This is a genomic window from Varunaivibrio sulfuroxidans (assembly GCF_029318635.1).
GTDB classification, from domain to species: Bacteria; Pseudomonadota; Alphaproteobacteria; order Rhodospirillales; family Magnetovibrionaceae; genus Varunaivibrio; species Varunaivibrio sulfuroxidans.
The window spans coordinates 2,762,856-2,779,708 of sequence record NZ_CP119676.1 but is presented as its reverse complement, the minus strand read 5'-3'; the positions used below and the strand labels follow the sequence as shown (position 1 = coordinate 2,779,708).

Annotated in this window: 15 protein-coding genes; 7 read left to right on the top strand and 8 right to left on the bottom strand. The window is 57.8% G+C overall.

What is annotated here, in order from left to right:
• The first annotated feature begins 365 nt into the window (after positions 1–365).
• The gene (locus P3M64_RS13035) at positions 366–1,586 is read left to right on the top strand and encodes a multidrug effflux MFS transporter (protein ID WP_132939199.1); all 1,221 of its coding nucleotides are present in this window, start codon (positions 366–368) and stop codon (positions 1,584–1,586) included.
• Between the two features lie 50 nt (positions 1,587–1,636).
• Here P3M64_RS13035 and P3M64_RS13030 read toward each other — a convergent pair whose 3' ends face one another.
• A complete protein-coding gene (locus P3M64_RS13030; RefSeq protein ID WP_132939198.1) occupies positions 1,637–2,608 on the bottom strand; it encodes a diacylglycerol/lipid kinase family protein in 972 nt (323 codons plus the stop codon).
• A gap of 209 nt (positions 2,609–2,817) precedes the next feature.
• Between P3M64_RS13030 and P3M64_RS13025 the strand changes: the two genes are divergently transcribed.
• Together P3M64_RS13025 and P3M64_RS13020 are read left to right on the top strand one after the other, a co-directional pair.
• Positions 2,818–3,705 (top strand): UDP-2,3-diacylglucosamine diphosphatase, encoded by an 888-nt coding sequence (locus tag P3M64_RS13025; RefSeq protein WP_132939197.1) that lies wholly within the window; start codon positions 2,818–2,820, stop codon positions 3,703–3,705.
• On the top strand, positions 3,621–4,673 hold the full coding sequence (locus P3M64_RS13020; protein ID WP_132939196.1) for a glycosyltransferase family 4 protein: 1,053 nt from the start codon (positions 3,621–3,623) through the stop codon (positions 4,671–4,673). The genes P3M64_RS13025 and P3M64_RS13020 overlap by 85 nt, the downstream gene beginning before the upstream one ends.
• A 14-nt stretch (positions 4,674–4,687) precedes the next feature.
• Here P3M64_RS13020 and P3M64_RS13015 read toward each other — a convergent pair whose 3' ends face one another.
• Positions 4,688–6,412: a sensor histidine kinase gene (locus tag P3M64_RS13015; protein WP_165886327.1), complete on the bottom strand. Its 1,725-nt coding sequence runs from the start codon at positions 6,410–6,412 to the stop codon at positions 4,688–4,690.
• A gap of 369 nt (positions 6,413–6,781) precedes the next feature.
• On the opposite strand from P3M64_RS13015, the gene P3M64_RS13010 reads away from it, so the two are divergent.
• Entirely contained in the window at positions 6,782–8,860 is a 2,079-nt protein-coding gene (locus tag P3M64_RS13010) for a YgiQ family radical SAM protein (RefSeq protein WP_132939194.1), read from the top strand.
• Positions 8,861–9,052: 192 nt separating this feature from the next.
• On the opposite strand, the gene P3M64_RS13005 is transcribed toward P3M64_RS13010, so the two are convergent.
• Together P3M64_RS13005 and P3M64_RS13000 are read right to left on the bottom strand one after the other, a co-directional pair.
• On the bottom strand, positions 9,053–10,246 hold the full coding sequence (locus P3M64_RS13005) for a DUF5666 domain-containing protein (protein WP_132939193.1): 1,194 nt from the start codon (positions 10,244–10,246) through the stop codon (positions 9,053–9,055).
• A complete protein-coding gene (locus P3M64_RS13000) occupies positions 10,243–11,115 on the bottom strand; it encodes a DUF6502 family protein (protein WP_165886326.1) in 873 nt (290 codons plus the stop codon). The genes P3M64_RS13005 and P3M64_RS13000 overlap by 4 nt, the downstream gene beginning before the upstream one ends.
• A 177-nt stretch (positions 11,116–11,292) precedes the next feature.
• Here P3M64_RS13000 and P3M64_RS12995 point away from each other — a divergent pair, with 177 nt between their 5' ends.
• Complete coding sequence (locus tag P3M64_RS12995) at positions 11,293–11,832, top strand: hypothetical protein (RefSeq protein ID WP_132939191.1); 540 nt, start codon at positions 11,293–11,295, stop codon at positions 11,830–11,832.
• Between the two features lie 185 nt (positions 11,833–12,017).
• Here the strand turns inward: P3M64_RS12995 and P3M64_RS12990 are convergent, their stop codons facing one another.
• Complete coding sequence (locus P3M64_RS12990; protein WP_132939190.1) at positions 12,018–12,383, bottom strand: winged helix-turn-helix domain-containing protein; 366 nt, start codon at positions 12,381–12,383, stop codon at positions 12,018–12,020.
• A 201-nt stretch (positions 12,384–12,584) separates the two neighbouring features.
• On the opposite strand from P3M64_RS12990, the gene P3M64_RS12985 reads away from it, so the two are divergent.
• A complete protein-coding gene (locus P3M64_RS12985) occupies positions 12,585–13,409 on the top strand; it encodes a substrate-binding domain-containing protein (RefSeq protein ID WP_132939189.1) in 825 nt (274 codons plus the stop codon).
• Between the two features lie 129 nt (positions 13,410–13,538).
• Here the strand turns inward: P3M64_RS12985 and P3M64_RS12980 are convergent, their stop codons facing one another.
• Both P3M64_RS12980 and P3M64_RS12975 read right to left on the bottom strand, forming a co-directional pair.
• On the bottom strand, positions 13,539–14,615 hold the full coding sequence (locus tag P3M64_RS12980; protein ID WP_132939188.1) for an iron-containing redox enzyme family protein: 1,077 nt from the start codon (positions 14,613–14,615) through the stop codon (positions 13,539–13,541).
• Between the two features lie 479 nt (positions 14,616–15,094).
• Positions 15,095–15,853, bottom strand: a complete 759-nt coding sequence (locus P3M64_RS12975; protein ID WP_207893166.1) for a response regulator transcription factor — start codon at positions 15,851–15,853, stop codon at positions 15,095–15,097.
• Between the two features lie 192 nt (positions 15,854–16,045).
• Between P3M64_RS12975 and P3M64_RS12970 the strand changes: the two genes are divergently transcribed.
• Positions 16,046–16,453 carry a hypothetical protein gene (locus P3M64_RS12970; RefSeq protein WP_132939187.1) on the top strand — a complete coding sequence of 136 codons (408 nt, stop codon included), beginning with the start codon at positions 16,046–16,048 and terminating at the stop codon, positions 16,451–16,453.
• An 83-nt stretch (positions 16,454–16,536) separates the two neighbouring features.
• Here the strand turns inward: P3M64_RS12970 and P3M64_RS12965 are convergent, their stop codons facing one another.
• The gene (locus P3M64_RS12965; RefSeq protein WP_132939186.1) at positions 16,537–16,806 is read right to left on the bottom strand and encodes a hypothetical protein; all 270 of its coding nucleotides are present in this window, start codon (positions 16,804–16,806) and stop codon (positions 16,537–16,539) included.
• Positions 16,807–16,853 lie beyond the last annotated feature (47 nt).

Sequence of the window (16,853 nt, the reverse complement as noted above, 5' to 3'; positions counted from 1 at the left end):
CAAATTTGCTCATGACATTTCCATATCATAATTGGGCACACGACCAAGGAGCGATACCCCCCTTGACGTTGCACGCCTAAATTGACACACCCCACAAAATCGTGCACTGTCCCTCCTGCGGCGCCCATGCGCCTCGACCGAATGGATATCTCGTTTCATTCTCGCGCCGCCGGTGGCGAACTTCTTCTCAAATTTAGGCCTCCATACCGCATTCGCTCGTTTTTTGCGCCCTAGATTCGCCGACCTCTTAAGGAGGACCGAGCGAGTCCGATGGACGCGAACGGTCCGTGTTGCTTGGATCACATGACGGATCGGGCGTTCGAGGTGCGTGGCGCACGGCATGGCGTTTTAAAGAGGGTGACAACATGACCAGACGAGCATTAGACGACCGCGCTTTGGCTCGGGGTGAAGCCATTTTCCTAATACTAACGCTTATCGTCATGGGGCAAGCTTCGATCGATATCTACTTGCCATCGATGCCCGCGATGGCCTCCGACTTTAATGTCAACAGCGCGGTCATTCAGCTCACGGTGTCGCTATTCCTTTTGGGGTATGGCTTTTCCCAACTGTTTTACGGACCGCTTTCCGATCATTACGGCCGACGCGCGGTCCTCTTTTTCGGACTTCCTTTATTCACGGTATCGACGATCGCCTGCGTCCTCACGCATTCCGCCGGATGGTTGCTCTTTTTCCGCCTCTGCGAAGGGGTTGGAATCGGCACCGCCAGCGTGTCGGCGCGGTCGATAATGAGGGACTGTTTCTCTTCGGACGAGCTGCCTAGGATATCGTCATACATGGCGATGGCATGGGCGTTGGTGCCAACGACGGCCCCAATGATCGGCGGCTATATTCAGAATTTTCTCGGCTGGCGGTCCATTTTTCTGCTCCTGGTTGCGCTTTCGATACTCCTGAGCGTGTATGTCTTCTCCCGCGTCCCGGAAACCAACAAGCATACCCAAGCGGGACCGATCTCCTTGAAAGCGCCCTTCCATGCCTATAAAACCGTGTTGAGCAACAAGACCTTCGGCGGCAACATGCTCGTCCTCTCGGCGTTGTTCAGTATTTTTAGTATTTTCAACGCCTATAGCGCCTTTTTGTTCGAGGTGAAATGGGGCGCATCCCCTGTGATTTACGGATGGATATTGCTGTTCATCTCGTTCGGTTACATGCTCGGATCGTTTCTGAACAGCCGCCTGATCGCCCTGCTCGACGTGCGCAGGGTGACCAGTTTGGGGATGGCTGTGATTGTCCTGACGAGCGGAATTTCAGTTCTCATGCACCGATGGGGATTGATGAATGGGGTCGGGCTCGCCCTGGTTATGTTTCTTACCTATGCAGGGTTGGGGTTGATATTCGCCAACTCTATCGCCGCCAGCCTGCGCCCCTTCCCCAAGATAGCCGGAAGCGCCAGCGCGATGTACGGCTTCCTGGTCTTTACCGGCGGATTCGCATCAAGTGCGATCTTCATCAAATTGTTACACCCCGGACTTGGCGTGCTCGTGACGGCATTTTTGGTCCTGTCGCTGGCGATGGCGCTGACCTTTATGGTCATGGCGCCGAACCGACCGACGCCCCTGAAAAAATGAACCGCGCAACATCGGCAAATTATGTCAACGTGCATTAGGGTCAGGACCTCTTAATCTCGATACATAGGGACATTTTCCCAGTCGCCGATCATCTCGACCGTCAGGGCGCTTACCGCCGCCGTCAACGGACTGTTGGTCACGATATCGCCATCGCATTGCACCGGATCCCCCAACGCCGGCGCGCTTTCCGTCCCCGGCCCTTCCGCCGCGACAATGACGCGCGCCGCTTGCGCGGAGACGACCCGAAAGTCGCCGAAGCGATGTAAAAGACCCAAGGCCAGAGCCGCACAATAACGCAGCGCCGCCCCGGCCCCCGGCGTTTCAAACAGGCAAACCTGAAGCCCCGGCACGTCCAAGCGAGCCTCGGGGGCGCAAACGAAGCGCCCGCCATAATAACGGCCATTGGCGATAACGACGGCGCTCGCTCGATAAGGCACACCATCGATTTCGACGCGATAGTGATGACCGGCGTACAAGAAAGCGCCGATCAAACTGCGCCAAACATAAGCCAGTTTACCCCAGCGGCGCTTCAATTCGATCGATACAGAACGCACCACGAAGGCGTCGAAACCGATGCCCGCCATTTGGGCGAAACGTCTGCCGTTGGCTTCGCCCAAACGGCATGCACGCGCCGGAGCGTAAGCGATCAAGCGAGCGATACGAACGGGGTCGGCGCGACGTCCATTAATCACCCCCAATTCCAAAGCCAGGACATTAGCCGTCCCCAAGGGAATTACCGTCAACGGCGGCGATGCGTCATGCATGCCGTTGAGGACCTCGTTGATGGTGCCGTCACCCCCGGCGACCACCAGGACATCCCACGCGTCGCGCAAAACGCCGCGCGCCAATTCTTCACCGTCGCCGGGTTTTTCGGTTTCGCACAGGTGGGTAGAGCAGCCTTCCCGTTCAAGCTGGGCGACGGTCTCTTCGAAAAGCGCCCCCCGTCGCCATCCCGCCATCGGATTATGAATAATGAAGACACGCCTTTTATTTTTCGGTCTTTTATCTTTGGGCTGGTCCAAGAGATCCTCCACACCTGCGGCGGATACAACTAGTCCTGGTGTTTCGTGGCGTTTTTATGAAGGTCGTGTGATCTATTTATTCTACAAATATAAATTTTTTATCAAATGATCGCCAATCAACCATCTACATATAGACAAAAATACAAATATACACTCAACATTGGCCAACGAATACGAAGCAAGCACGAACTGTTCGATAGGTCAAAATTATGCACGGGCCCATACCGACACCTCAGGCGACGTTCCCCGTCAAGAAATACCGTACCATTTGGATATCCGACATTCATTTGGGCACACGCGGATGCCAGGCGGAAATGTTGTTGGATTTTCTCAAGCACACCGAATCCGATGTTCTGTATCTGGTCGGCGACATCATCGACGGCTGGCGCATGAAGCGGTCTTGGTATTGGTGTCAAAGCCATAACGACGTCGTTCAAAAATTGCTGCGCAAGGCGCGCAAGGGTACGCGGATCATCTACGTTCCCGGCAACCACGACGAAAATTTTCGCGATTTCACCAATCACAATTTCGGGTCGGTTTCCGTCGTGAACGAGGCCATCCACGTCGCCGCCGACGGCAAACGCTATCTGGTGCTGCACGGCGATCAATTCGACGGCGTCGTCAAATTCGCCAAGTGGCTCGCCTATCTGGGCGACAGCGCCTACACCGCGGCGCTAGCGGTCAATCATTGGTTCAATGTCGCCCGCCGGCGCCTTGGCTTCCCGTACTGGTCGTTGTCCGCCTTCCTCAAGAAAAAAGTCAAAAACGCCGTCGAATATGTCAGCCGCTATGAAGACGCCGTCGCCGCGGCGGCGCGCGCGCGCAATGTCGATGGGGTCATTTGCGGCCACATCCACTGCGCCGAAAAGCGCCCAATGGGCGACGTCATCTACTGCAACACGGGAGATTGGGTGGAAAGCTGCACCGCCCTGGTGGAAGACGATAAAGGACACATTGACATTTTGCACTGGTCGGACGTTCGCGACCTGTCGATCATGGGTGAACACACAGCATGCGCATCGTCATTATCTCGGACGCCTGGTTTCCTCAAGTCAATGGTGTCGTTCGCACGATCGACACGCTCAGGAACGGGTTGAAGGAACACGGGCATGAGGCCGTCGTCATCGGCCCGGACCGCTTTTCGAGCATCCCCTGCCCGACATACCCGGAAATTCGCCTCGCCATCGCCCCGGGGGGGAAACTGACGAAGCTAATCGAAGACGCCATGCCCGCCGCCATTCACATCGCCACGGAAGGCCCTTTGGGGGTTGCCGCCCGGCGCTATTGCCTGAAACGCGGGCATCCGTTCACCACCGCCTATCACACCCGTTTCCCGCAATACATCCATTCACGCTTTCGTATCCCTTGCGCCTGGAGCTATCGCTTCCTGCGCTGGTTTCACAATCCCTCGTCGGCGATCATGGTGGCGACGCAAAGCATCGAGGACGACCTGAGGGCGCGCGGATTTACCCGTATTCGCCGCTGGTCCAGGGGCGTTGACACCAAGATGTTTCACCCCCGGGACAAACAGTTCCTGAGCGGTCCCCGCCCGATTTCCCTGTATGTCGGACGCATCGCCGTGGAAAAGAACATCGACGATTTCCTCTCGTTGGATCTGCCCGGCACGAAATATGTCGTCGGCGACGGACCCCAAATGGCGCACTTGCAAAAACGCCACCCCGAAGTGCGCTTCGTCGGCATGAAAAGCGGCGAAGATTTGGCGCGCCATTACGCCGCGGCGGACGTTTTCGTTTTTCCCAGCCGCACCGACACGTTCGGCCTCGTCCTGCTGGAAGCGTTGGCCTCCGGGGTGCCGGTCGCGGCCTACCCCGTGGCGGGGCCTTTGGATGTCATCGGCGGCACCGACGCCGGCGTTCTCGACGAGGACCTGCGCACCGCCGTTCTAAAGGCCCTCGGCATTCCCGCCGAAACTTGCCGCGCCCTCGCCGGGCGCTACTCGTGGGCGGCCTGCACGGAACAGTTTATCGCCAATCTTCATCCGTTCGAAAACGCCTCTGTTCCGATACGAAGAGAGGCCGAAGCCCCCTCTATGGAAAAGCCATAGACCGCGCCGTTTTTTTAGGCACCCGTCTCGACCTCGGCGATATCCACCGTACGCTGGGCGGGGAAGATAATCTCGACCACCAGCCCCGCCGCCGTCGATGAGGCGATGCGCAACGTCCCACCATGACTTTCCATGAGCGCCTTCGACAAAGACAGCCCCAGGCCGGTGCCGCCTTGACCACGGGCGACTCCGTTGTCCGCCAGATAAAACGGTAAAAGAAGACTATCCGCTTCTCCGGGATGCAACTCCCGTCCCTCGTCCGCGACCGAGAAGCGCACCCGATCGCCTTGATCGAACATCACGTTAAGGCGTACCGTACCTCCCTCGGGCGAACGCAACACGCCATGGGCGAGCAAGACGGTCAAAATTTGGCGGACCCGGCGCTCATCGCAATGCAAGGCCGGTATATCCGGGGCGATCGCCGTCTCGATCCGGATTTCTTTATCGGCTGCCGCGGCGCGCGCATGTTCCAGCGTGGGTCGCACCAAGTCTGGAATAAGAACGGTCCGTTCCTCCAGCTTAAGCTGACCGATTTCCAAACAAGAAATATCCATAAGATCATCGACCAAAGAGAGAAGATGCGCCCCTGAGCCATGAATGTTTTCGACATAATCGACATAGCGCGGGTTTCCCATCGGGCCGAAAATTTGATTTCGGATGGCGTCGGAAAAGCCTAAAATCGCGTTCAGCGGCGTGCGCAATTCATGACTGACGCCGGCCAGGAAATTGGATTTCGCCCGATTGGCGGCATTGGCCTTTTTCGTCAACGCGGCGAGTTTGATCGTATTGGCGTGAATTTCATCCATCATGTGATTGAACGAAGCCGCCAGGCGGATCACTTCGCGGGGGCTGAACCGGGGCAAAGCCTCGACCCGCGAGGACAGAGCGCCCCGAGCGATGCGGTCCGTGGTTCGCACCACGGCGCGCAACGGACGCGACAACAGTCCCGACATCCCCCAACTGATCGCGATCGACATCAAGACGCCCAGGGCGGCGATCGCATACACCGCCCAGCGCAGGGCCCGCGCCTTGGCCTCGAGTTCCGCGTAGGGCTGCGGGACCATCACACCCCAGCCGACGCCGGGGACGACGGCGAATCCTGCGATCATTTTTTCTTTTGAATGTGGAGAATAGAAAATACCGACCCCACTTTTTCCCCGCATCATTTCCTGCACGATGTTCAATGCCGACAATGACTTCATCTCGGCGACGAAGCTGGGGTAAGGGTGGGCGATCACTCTTCCCACGCGATCGACGATGACCGCATGACCACGCCCACCGAAAGATATCAAGTGCTGCAGGGAAATCATGTGATCGGTCGCCAATTCGCCGATAACGACGCGCTCTCCCGGCTTCGCCATCAGCAGGAAAACCGTCGGTTCACCCTGGGCGTTTCTGAAAATATTGCTAAGAACCACGCGCCCCGGGACCGCCTTCGCGCGGGCGCGCGCTTTCGTCAGGGTACGAAAAACGGCGGCGGAAAAACCATCCCCCCGAGAACAATTGAAACCGCAAATACTGCGAACGAGTCGCCCGGAACGATCGACCTCGCGAACGGAGCGCACCCGCAATCCACGCAGCGTTTTTTCAATGCCCGCGGGCGGCCCCGAAAAATCCAGGTTTTGCGCCGCCAAGGCAAAAACAAGGCGCACATCCTTAACGTAACGACCGAGTGACTGAGTCAGGTTTTGCGCCAACAAAAGATGCTTCTCTTTGACGGTCTCTATTTCCCCGTTCATGGCGGAATGTTGCGCCCAAACGGAAAGGACGACAACGGGGAGAATGGACACGAAGAGCATCGCGAAAAATAATAATGTACGAAGTTGAAGTGAAAACCGTTTCATATCGTCTAACTTTTAATACTTTAATGGGCGCTTAATTAAACGATACTCGAAATCTCATGTGCGAGAGAGCGTATCACCCCTCTGGCGCAGGCTTGGCCAGAGACCTCCGTAACGACAAGAACCAATGCTCAACACACATTTAGGGAGCATTCTTTGGGCACTACAGGTCTTTTTTATGGCCTTTTAGGGGAAGCGGCCCTATTTTGCAACCCTGCAGACATGGTTCCTCGGATTTTTTGCGCCACCCTTCAACCGGTCGATAGAATGAAAAAAATAAAGAATATATTTTCGCACCGCAAGTATTGGGCGAGCCGCTTCGGCACTTCTCCCTTTTTACCGACCTCGCGCGAAGACATGGAGCGGTTGGGTTGGGACAGTTGCGACATCGTTCTGGTGACCGGCGACGCCTACGTCGATCACCCCAGCTTCGGGATGGCGGTGATCGGTCGCGTTCTCGAATCTCAGGGCTTTCGAGTCGGAATACTCAGCCAACCCGACTGGTCTCACCCCGAGCCGTTTACCGCCTTGGGACGTCCCCATCTGTTTTTCGGGGTCACCGGCGGCAACATGGATTCGATGGTCAACCGCTACACCGCCGACCGCCGCCTGCGCCATAACGACAGCTACACCCCCAACGACGAAGGCGGCAAACGCCCCGATCGGGCGGTCATCGTCTACGCGCAGCGCTGCCGGGAGGCGTACAAGGACGTCCCCATCGTGATCGGCGGGATCGAGGCCTCGCTGCGCCGGATCGCCCATTATGATTACTGGTCGGACAAGGTGCGCCGGTCCGTCCTGTTCGACAGCAAGGCCGACCTGCTGGTGTTCGGCAACGCCGAACGCGCCATCGTCGAGATCGCGCACCGCGCGGGCAAGAAAGAACACCCGCGCGACATGACCGACGTTCGCGGCACCGCCTTCGCCCGCGACGCCGTCCCCGAAGGATGGACGATGATCGACGCCACGGCCATCGACGAGGGTGACGGCGTGCACACCGGCGCCAAACTGCGCCCCACCGCCGCCGGTGGCGATCTTCACCACGTCGTCCGCCTGCCCGCCTATGAAACCGTCCGCGACGATCCCGTTCTTTACGCCCAGGCGTCGCGGATATTGCACCAGGAAAGCAATCCGTCCAACGCGCGCGCCCTGGTGCAGCGCCATGGCGATCGCGAATTGTGGCTGAACCCGCCGCCGATCCCCCTGACGACGGCGGAAATGGACGGCGTTTTCGAACTGCCCTACGCCCGCGCGCCACACCCCGCCTATGGCGACGCCCGCATCCCCGCGTGGGAGATGATCCGTTTTTCCGTCAACATCATGCGCGGGTGTTTCGGCGGCTGTTCGTTCTGTTCGATCACCGAACACGAGGGACGCATCATTCAAAATCGCTCGGAAGGCTCCATCCTGCGCGAGATCGAGGAGATCCGCGATAAAGTCAAGGGCTTCACCGGCACCATTTCCGACCTGGGCGGACCGACGGCGAACATGTACCGCCTCGCCTGCAAGGACGATAAAACGCAAAGCCTCTGCCGCAGGCTATCGTGCGTCTATCCCGACATCTGCAAAAACCTGAACGTCAACCACGACCCCCTGATCGACCTTTACCGCAAGGCGCGCGCCATTGTCGGCGTCAAGCGGGTGCACATCGCCTCGGGATTGCGCTACGACATCGCCGTGCGCAGTCCGCGCTATGTCAAGGAATTGGTCAAGCACCACGTCGGCGGTTACCTGAAGATCGCCCCCGAACACACCGAAAGCGGCCCGTTATCGAAAATGATGAAACCGGGGATCGGCGCTTACGATCGCTTCAAACAGATGTTCGATGCGGCGGCGAAAGAGGCCGGTAAGGAACAATACCTGATCCCCTATTTCATCGCCGCCCATCCCGGCACCTCCGACGAGGATATGATGAACCTCGCCCTCTGGCTCAAGAAAAACGGTTTTAGGGCCGATCAGGTGCAAACCTTCCTGCCCTCGCCGATGTCCCTGTCGGCGGCGATGTATTACAGCGAACGCGATCCATTACGCCCCGTGCGCAGGCGCGATGAAGACACCGTGCGCACGGCCAAGGGCCTGAAACAACGTCGCTTGCACAAGGCGTTCCTGCGCTACCACGACGCCGAAAATTGGCCGCTTCTGCGCGACGCCTTGAAACGCATGGGGCGCGCCGACCTAATCGGACCGTCGAAACGCCACCTGATCCCCGCTTGGCAACCCGCCGGAACCGGGCGCAAAGGCGGCGAGGGCGCGCGCGCCGGGCGCAAGCACAAGACGCAAAAATTCCTGACCCAACAATCGGGTCGAGGCCGTCGCCCACCGCCACAAAACAAAGAAGGCGCATAAACGCCCCACGGAAACCGCCCCGAGCCGAGAAGCCCTACGGACACCGTCCCCAGTCCGGTGGTTTATTCGAGGCAAGAAAGCCCGCCGACAGGCGGGGTGTTTTGTTGGAGAAAATTAAACCGTATCAAAAAAACACCGTCGGGACGCGACCCGGCGTTTCAGAATCGAAAAGTCGGAGTCAATCCACGAGGCTCAGGGCATTCCCCCAGAGTGACCGCTTCCGCCGCTTCCGCCACTTCCGCCGCTTCCGCCGCTTCCGCCACTTCCACCGCCGCCGCGCCCGCCATCCGACGCCGCGCCCCCACTGGAATTGCGTCCCCCCCACTTCGACGCGCCGCCGAAAACTGACTTATGCCTCGTATTTCGAGAACCTTCTTCTTGTTTCGCCCTCGCCGCGGCCTGCGGAGTCGGCGCGCCCGGCGCGCCGTCGAAGGCTTTGGGATCGAAACTGCGCAGAACTTTAAAGCCGCCTGCGCCGCCTTCTCCGACAACGCCGAAAACGATGACACGTTTTCCGTTTCGCAGTTCCGCGCCGCGAAGCGCACTGGAATCGAACGGAAGATTGTCGATCGACGGCGCGCCCTGGCGATTGACGTACCCTTCCAAGGAAAGGCGCGTTACCCGCCCGCCGAAAGGTGTCTTAGGTTGCACGTCGATGCGACGCGCCCGCATCACACCCCCCGCCAAGCGCCCAACAACGCGCACGATATCGCCCTTTTTCAAGCGTGTCCCCGACGGGCCGACCAAAACGCGCCGACCATTAACGATAACGGCGTTTTTGGCGACCGCTGAAACGGAACCCAAGAGGGCGGCGAAATCGGCGCGGGGCGCGTGCGCCACATATCCCGCCTCGATCACGGTCCCATGGCGCAGACCACTGATCATCACGTCTTCACCGACACGCAAATCCGCAATCCCCCCAGGGCGCGCGCCCAACTTCGGATCAAACCGGATTCGCGGCGGGAGGTGCACGATTTGTCCCATGATGCGCAACCGTGAAGCTTTTACATCAATCGCATCGATAGGGCCGGCGACTTGGTAACGCACTTCGATCGCACGAGCCGTCAGACGCCCCCCCTCCCGGCGCGCCTCGACCGCCACCAGTTGTCCGACGCTTAGGCTCGCCGCCGTTTGACCCTCGATGATCGTGTTCAACGCCATTTTCGGATCATAGGCGACATGCATTCCGTTAACGACAATACTGCCAAAGCCGGTAATCGTGCCGACGATGCCGGTGCCCCCGATTCCTCCTCGCCAAAATTCCATTCCGGTCCCCCCGATCCCCCCCTCGATCGAGGCCGAAAAAAGACGGTTTGAGGCGCTCGGCGCACAGGCCCCCAAGAGAATGCCGAGCGCCAAAATCGCCGGATATCGCGAGGCTCTCATTCCTTGTCGTCCTTGTCCATGGGCGCATCCTTTTCGCTTTTGAAAAAGTAAACGCCAAAATTCATCCGCAGGGTCGCGTCGGGATTTCCGTCATCCTTACGCGCAAGATGAAGCGCCTCGCGGTTCATCTTCACCAGGGCGTCCATTCCGATCGCGCGCGCGCGCGCCTCCAAATCGGCCACCGACCGGGGTGTCAAGCCGTCATAATAGGTAGACCGTTCCAAAAATGGCGGCGTCCCGCCTTCCAGGTTGTGCGTGGCGGCGGCGATATGATCGTGAAGATTACGTCCGTAATAATACGCCAGATCGTCGAACCCCCGATTGGGAATGAACGATTGCGTGTTAAGGCGGACCAACCCGTCGTCGAGCGTCACCATGCCTTGGCGCAGCCATTCATCGAGCAAGGTGCGGGAACGTAAATCCTTGCTGATACTTTCCACCAAGGAATCGAACGAAACCGGACCGCTGCGCGGCAACGCCCGAGGCGCGCCGGCGTCGTCCAGATAAGGGGCCCGGCCCGTCCAATGCCCCGCCACCTGGGCGCCGATCGTGACGTAGGGCGATCGGACGATCGCATCGCGCGGGGTCTCTCGCAAGCGCTTCACGTCTTTGCGATGCACGCCGGTGATCAAGCTGACCCTGCTGTCGGTCAGGCGCTTCCCCTCGACCGTGAACTCCCCGGCGACATCGACGAAAACCGACTTCAGGAGCGTGCAAAAATGGGGGAACGTCATCCCATGGGCGATTAACCCGCGCACCAAGGGACGCAGCAAAAATTTCAGAGCGCCAACATAGGCTTTCGGCGGTTCGATCGACTGCACTTGAGGACCCGTACCCTTCGATGACGAAACGGAAGCGGCCCCACGCATGGGGTGAAAACACCCCGCGCCGGATGAAACCGCCACCCTACAATGTATAGGTAAGTGAATTTATTGTGGGAATCAATCCCACTTTCTTATTGACGTGGGAAAATTTCCCGCATATAACAAAAATCATAAGTGGGAAATTTTCCCATATTTATTACTTCCTCACTCAAGGAGAGCCTCATGACACGTTCTCGTTTCCCCCTGACCCACCTTCCCTTCGCCGCCCTGGCGTTGATTTTAGCGGGGCCGATTTACGCCCACGCCCAGGAGGCGACCACGCCGACAACGGGCGCCACCGACGTTCAAAATTTGGCGACGTTTCCCGGCGAGCAAATGCTAACTCCCGCCGAAAAACAGCAGTACCAAGCGCAAATGCAAAACGCCAAGAGCGCCCAAGAGCGTCAAGACCTGACGCGGGCGCTGCGCGAGACCATTAAGGCGCGGATTCAGGAAAAGAAGGATCTTCTCGGCGTTCCAAACACGCCAAACGTCGCTGAAAACACCCAAAAAACACAGGAAAAACACGCTAAAGCGAAAAGCCTCTTTGGCCGAGGCGCCAGCATCTACGGTGAACGCGCCAGTCATGGCGGTTCCGGCGGCGGCATCGGCGGAGGTTCCGGCGGCGGCATCGGCGGAGGTTCCGGCGGCGGCTTTGGCGGAGGTTCCGGCGGCGGATCCGGGAGTTCAAGCGGTGGTGGACACGGTGGTGGTATGCGGTAATTAGCCCCCTTTTTACCCTACCATAACCGCTGCGGAAGCCCCCTTTCCCCGTTGGAAAGGGGGCTTCTCCCTTAACTACAGGCAGCGTAAGCGCAAGAGAACGCGGCGCGACGGACAGAACCGCCCGGCTTTAAAATGCCGGCGTGGCCTTACCACGGGATGCAGCGCTGCGAAGATGAAATCCATCACGAATCCGGGGCGTCTAGCGCGCGCGCCAAAGATTCACGCAGTTCCACTCGCAGGGCGTCTGTTTGCGCCTGCGCGCCGCGATACAAGGCGACGACCCGTGCGCCGAGAGGCGTGAGTTTGGCCCCCCCTCCCGAACGCCCTCCTTGCGTCGTCTGCACGACGGGCCGCCCTAAGGCTTGGTTTAGCGTCTCTATCAAAAGCCACGCACGGCGGAACGGCACACCCAACGCCCGCCCGGCGGCGGAAATCGACCCCTCCTTCTCCACATGCTCCAAAAGGGCGATCTTGCCTGGCCCAATCGTCCCATTTTCAAGACGTATTTTAAGCCGCAGCTGCAGATTTAGCGTTTCCTCGCTCGACATGTCGCCCCTCTCCTTTCGAAGCCCGCCAATTAACGCGCCCCGAACAAACAATAACAAAACACGCGTCTTGACAACCGTCGTTGACGTGAGTGAGGATGCCGCCGTTATGCTAATAATATCACAACGCGATTGATTTCTCTAAGGTTCACAACTTCGCCGCCCCGTATTTCAAATTTTTGGTCCAGCCAAGGAATTTAAATCATGAAAAAAACTTTTTTCGGAGCGCTACTCGCCCTAATCCTCAGCGCCGCGGCGATCCCGGCCGGGGCCGCCGAGCGCTTCATCACCGTCGCGTCTACGACATCGACGCAAAATTCCGGACTTTTGGATTATCTTCTTCCGATTTTCACTAAAAAAACCGGAATCCATGTACACGTCGTCGCGGTAGGCACAGGACACGCCATCCGCATCGCGAAAAATGGCGATGCCGACGTTTTACTCGTTCACCATCGCCCGTCGGAAGAAAAATTTGTCGCCGAAGGGTATGGTGTCCGGCGTTACGGCGTCATGTATAACGATTTCATCATCGTCGGCCCGAAAACCGACCCCGCCCATATCAAGGGCTGCAAAAGCGCCGCCCGGGCGCTTAAGGAAATCGCCGCCGCCAAACTTCCCTTCGTTTCCCGGGGCGACAACAGCGGAACCAACAAAAAAGAGAACGAGTTGTGGAAAAAAGCCGACGTCAATGTCAATAAGGCTTCGGGGACCTGGTACCGGTCCACGGGTTCGGGCATGGGCGCGACACTCAACACCGCCGCATCCATGAACGCCTATACCTTGAGCGACCGGGGCACCTGGATCAGCTTCAAAAACAAGGCCGACCTGAAAATCTTGTGCGCGGGAGACAAGGCCCTGTTCAACCCCTATGGCGTCATTTTGGTCAATCCGAAAAAATTCCCCCAAGTTAAAGCCAAAGACGGCCAGACTTTCATCGATTGGCTGATCTCGCCGGAAGGCCAGAAAACGATCGGGGCGTACCGCCTGCACGGCAAGCTTTTGTTCACGCCGGACGCCAATAACGGGTAACCCCCACTTTACCGCACGGCTGGGGCGCGACGGAAACATCGAAAGGCCGCCCATCGAAAGATGGGCGGCCTTTTTTCGCCTCGCGTTCTTCGCCACCACGAAGGCTTTCGCCCCCCAGGGCGACACGCTTTACTGTCCGCTGACGGCGCGGTCCAACACCGCCGGCGTGACCCCCGCAACGCGCTCGTAAATACTGTCGAAATACCTCCTCGACGTATCCAATCGACACAACACGCCAAAGGCTATTTTTTCCTTGATGTTGGGGTACGCGGTAACCGCCGGGGCGATGACATTGGATAACCAACCCTCACCGTGCTCCACGTCCAACGCACCATGATCGCTGTAGTAATTCAAGTTTTCGGCGCGAATGCCCTTACCTAGGCTGAGACTGACGATCAAATTCTGCACCACGGGATCGACCAGTTCGGCGAATCCCAAACATCCGATATTCTCGAAATACTGAGAACGATTGGTGGCGAAGCACATAAACAGGTTGAACCCGGCATACCCACGCCAATCGAAAAGACGCGTGGACAGTTCGACGATGTCCATGTCCGACAACTGGGCCTCATTGGATTCGAACAGCCGCACCAACTGACGGTACAAATTGGTATGCTTCTGTTTCGGATCTCCGCTGCCCAGTTCATCGAAAAGATTGCTCGCCGTTTCCATGAGGGCGCTGCCCCCGTTGCCGACCACCGAAAGGGCGACCAAATCGACGAACGTGCTGGCGACAAGCCCTTCAAACTTGAAGAAGGTGTAAAAATCTTCCAGAGACGATTCGTTCGACCCCAAATAATCGAACAGCGGATGTTCTTCCAATTTCGCGTCTTTCGCCAACTGAGCGACCCAATGGATGAAATCCGCGTCGTCGCCGTGAACCGCCCGGCGCAACTCGCTTCCCAATTTTTCCCGTAGAGACACCAACCAACGCTGCTCGATCATATGGCGCACCCGTGCGATCACCGGATGATTTTGGTTGACGCTGATTTCCGGCGACGGGCGCGCGATCGTGGTGAAATATATTTCAAAAAGAATGCGGTGCACGCTCAAAAGCGCCGCATCGTCATTCAACAGAAAGGCCTTATGCACCACCCGCTCGATCGCAGTGAAAAACACCTCGTTTTTTTCCGGCGTATCCAGCACGACGCTAATGTCGTCCGCCCGGTACACGGTCATAAAGGTCGAATACAGTTCAGTTTGCATGATGACGTCCTATTCATTTTGGAGGCTTCGTTCCGATAACCATAAAAAACACCGTCGCCACCCTTGTTGCGGCCACCACCGGCGCGGCGCCCGAGAAGGCGGATACCCAACGCCACGGTCCCTAAAGCAAGGCGCGGCAAATCGACAACGGAGTCATGTTTTCATCGCTCGTTCAGTCCAATATTTCTTTTCCTTTCAGAATCCGCCCCTCTTGGATCACGCCGCACACGCCTGAATAGATAACCGTGCGCGACAACTCACGCGCATACATATTGATGTATTCAAGGAATGAAACACAATATGATCCGCCAATCAACTATATAGTTGCATTGTTTATATATCATTACACTCTTTGGCGGATTGCCGTTATCGCTCTTGGCGCCTTTACGGACGCGGCGACGAGACGCCCTCCCTCCAAGTACGGCGTACGACGGGGCGAACTTAGGCAGGCCCGGGCGGACCTGAGCGGGGAGAAAAATTTAGACGGAGGGCGTTTTTTGGGTATGCGGATTGAATTTGTAGCCGACCCCCGTAATCGTCAGAATAAATTCTGGATTTTTAGGGTCACGTTCAATTTTTTTGCGAATCCGGCTGATATATGCGTCGATCATTCTATCGGAAGGGCCATCATCGCACCCGCTGAGCGCATCAAGGAGCTGACCGCGGCTCAAAACCCGCCCGGATTGACGCACCAGCGCGCCGAGAAGGGCAAATTCCCCTGGCGTCAAGGCCACATCCCGCCCATCCGGCGCGGTGAGGGTAAAACCATCCAGGTCCATCAACCAACCGGCAAAGACCAACGGCATGCGCGCCTTCCCTGCGCGCGAAGCCGCCGGCACGGAAGCTCCCGCGCCCGCCCGGCGCGCTAATAAATTACGCACCCGCAATAAAAATTCCTCGGGAGCCACGGATTTGGTGACATAATCATCGGCCCCCACCTCCAACCCGGCGATCCGATCTCCGCTATGCTCGCGCGCCGTAAGGATCATCAGGGGCACACCGGAACGCGCGCGCAATTTGCGCGCCAACACGATCCCATCCTCATCGGGCAGATTCAAATCCAGCAAAACGAGATCTGCCGGGGCTTTTTCCAACGCGATGAACATGTCATGTCCGGAACCAACCTGGACAACCCGATATCCGGCATTTTCCAAATAAAGCGCGATGAGCGCGCGCACGAATTCATCATCCTCGACAATCAAGATGCTTCGGCTCATTTCGGCGCCAGGTTCAGTCACAATCCGTTCACACCTCGATCAAACCCCAATCATGCCTAGGTCGTAATTTTGACCTCCGGGGCGCGAAGGGGGGTTTCCGCCCGAATCCGCCCCCCTCTTAGTTTTAAAAAAGCCCCCCCACTTAGTTTTAAAAAAGCCAAGGTCGCGAGGCGTAAAATGCAAAATACAGTATGCCGTTTTGGAAAATCTTTGATGAGCGCGACCTTATTGGCGCTCCTGGCGGCGTTTTCCTCAACGGCACACGCCACTGTGACATCGGGCGAAGCACGACATCAAGAGATATCGAAAATCCACAACCTGGACATTCGCCCCCTGTGTTACAAAGGCGCACCCGGATTTCGAGTCAGGAATGTTGGCGATGATTTTTCTCGCCGCGCCGTGTTCACCCTGAAGGCGGCGCGCATGGCCACATCGCTTCCATCCCGTAGCCTGCGTCTCAAACAAGGACAAAGTGCGACATTTCACGCCCATGAGCCGCGATTGCCATCGACCGAGAGCGTCTATCTATACATGACGCGCGCCGGAGAAAACAGCGCCCCCCAACCCTTGGCGCGCGTGATGTGCGCCCCACAAGAGCATGGACTGAAGAACAGAGGATAAGATTTTCCGCCTCGGGCGCCCTCCCCCTCTCGAACGCCCTCCCGTGTGCTTGTCTTTTTAAGAAATGCCCCTCGAAGAACCGCTCACTTTGATGTATCGGTCTCGATCGATTGGGTGGGCGGCGCCCAAAAGGATTTCATGGCCTCGGTCAATCGGGCGCGTTGCCGCTCACCGGCGACCAACCAGATCACGATCCAGACCACCATCGTCACCGCGATGGCCCCCTTCATAAGCGCGCGCGCGCGGGGGGCCGCCATGCGCGCCGCCACCCAACGCCGATTGGTGGCGTAAACATGAACCATAACGGCAAGCCCCCGAAACGGTGCTTCAAAAATAGTTTTCATCCACGCCATAATGAAAAAGAGGCTCCTTGTCATCGCAAGCATCGCCGGCCGAAACG

What these genes read in the sequence shown, in the direction of transcription:
- P3M64_RS13035 (WP_132939199.1), top strand. Translation starts at nt 366, where the DNA reads ATGACCAGACGAGCATTAGACGACCGCGCTTTGGCTCGGGGTGAAGCC.
- P3M64_RS13025 (WP_132939197.1), top strand. Translation starts at nt 2,818, where the DNA reads ATGCACGGGCCCATACCGACACCTCAGGCGACGTTCCCCGTCAAGAAA.
- P3M64_RS13020 (WP_132939196.1), top strand. Translation starts at nt 3,621, where the DNA reads ATGCGCATCGTCATTATCTCGGACGCCTGGTTTCCTCAAGTCAATGGT.
- P3M64_RS13015 (WP_165886327.1), bottom strand. Translation starts at nt 6,412, where the DNA reads ATGAACGGGGAAATAGAGACCGTCAAAGAGAAGCATCTTTTGTTGGCG.
- P3M64_RS13010 (WP_132939194.1), top strand. Translation starts at nt 6,782, where the DNA reads ATGAAAAAAATAAAGAATATATTTTCGCACCGCAAGTATTGGGCGAGC.
- P3M64_RS13005 (WP_132939193.1), bottom strand. Translation starts at nt 10,246, where the DNA reads ATGAGAGCCTCGCGATATCCGGCGATTTTGGCGCTCGGCATTCTCTTG.
- P3M64_RS13000 (WP_165886326.1), bottom strand. Translation starts at nt 11,115, where the DNA reads ATGCGTGGGGCCGCTTCCGTTTCGTCATCGAAGGGTACGGGTCCTCAA.
- P3M64_RS12995 (WP_132939191.1), top strand. Translation starts at nt 11,293, where the DNA reads ATGACACGTTCTCGTTTCCCCCTGACCCACCTTCCCTTCGCCGCCCTG.
- P3M64_RS12990 (WP_132939190.1), bottom strand. Translation starts at nt 12,383, where the DNA reads ATGTCGAGCGAGGAAACGCTAAATCTGCAGCTGCGGCTTAAAATACGT.
- P3M64_RS12985 (WP_132939189.1), top strand. Translation starts at nt 12,585, where the DNA reads ATGAAAAAAACTTTTTTCGGAGCGCTACTCGCCCTAATCCTCAGCGCC.
- P3M64_RS12980 (WP_132939188.1), bottom strand. Translation starts at nt 14,615, where the DNA reads ATGCAAACTGAACTGTATTCGACCTTTATGACCGTGTACCGGGCGGAC.
- P3M64_RS12970 (WP_132939187.1), top strand. Translation starts at nt 16,046, where the DNA reads ATGAGCGCGACCTTATTGGCGCTCCTGGCGGCGTTTTCCTCAACGGCA.
- P3M64_RS12965 (WP_132939186.1), bottom strand. Translation starts at nt 16,806, where the DNA reads ATGGCGTGGATGAAAACTATTTTTGAAGCACCGTTTCGGGGGCTTGCC.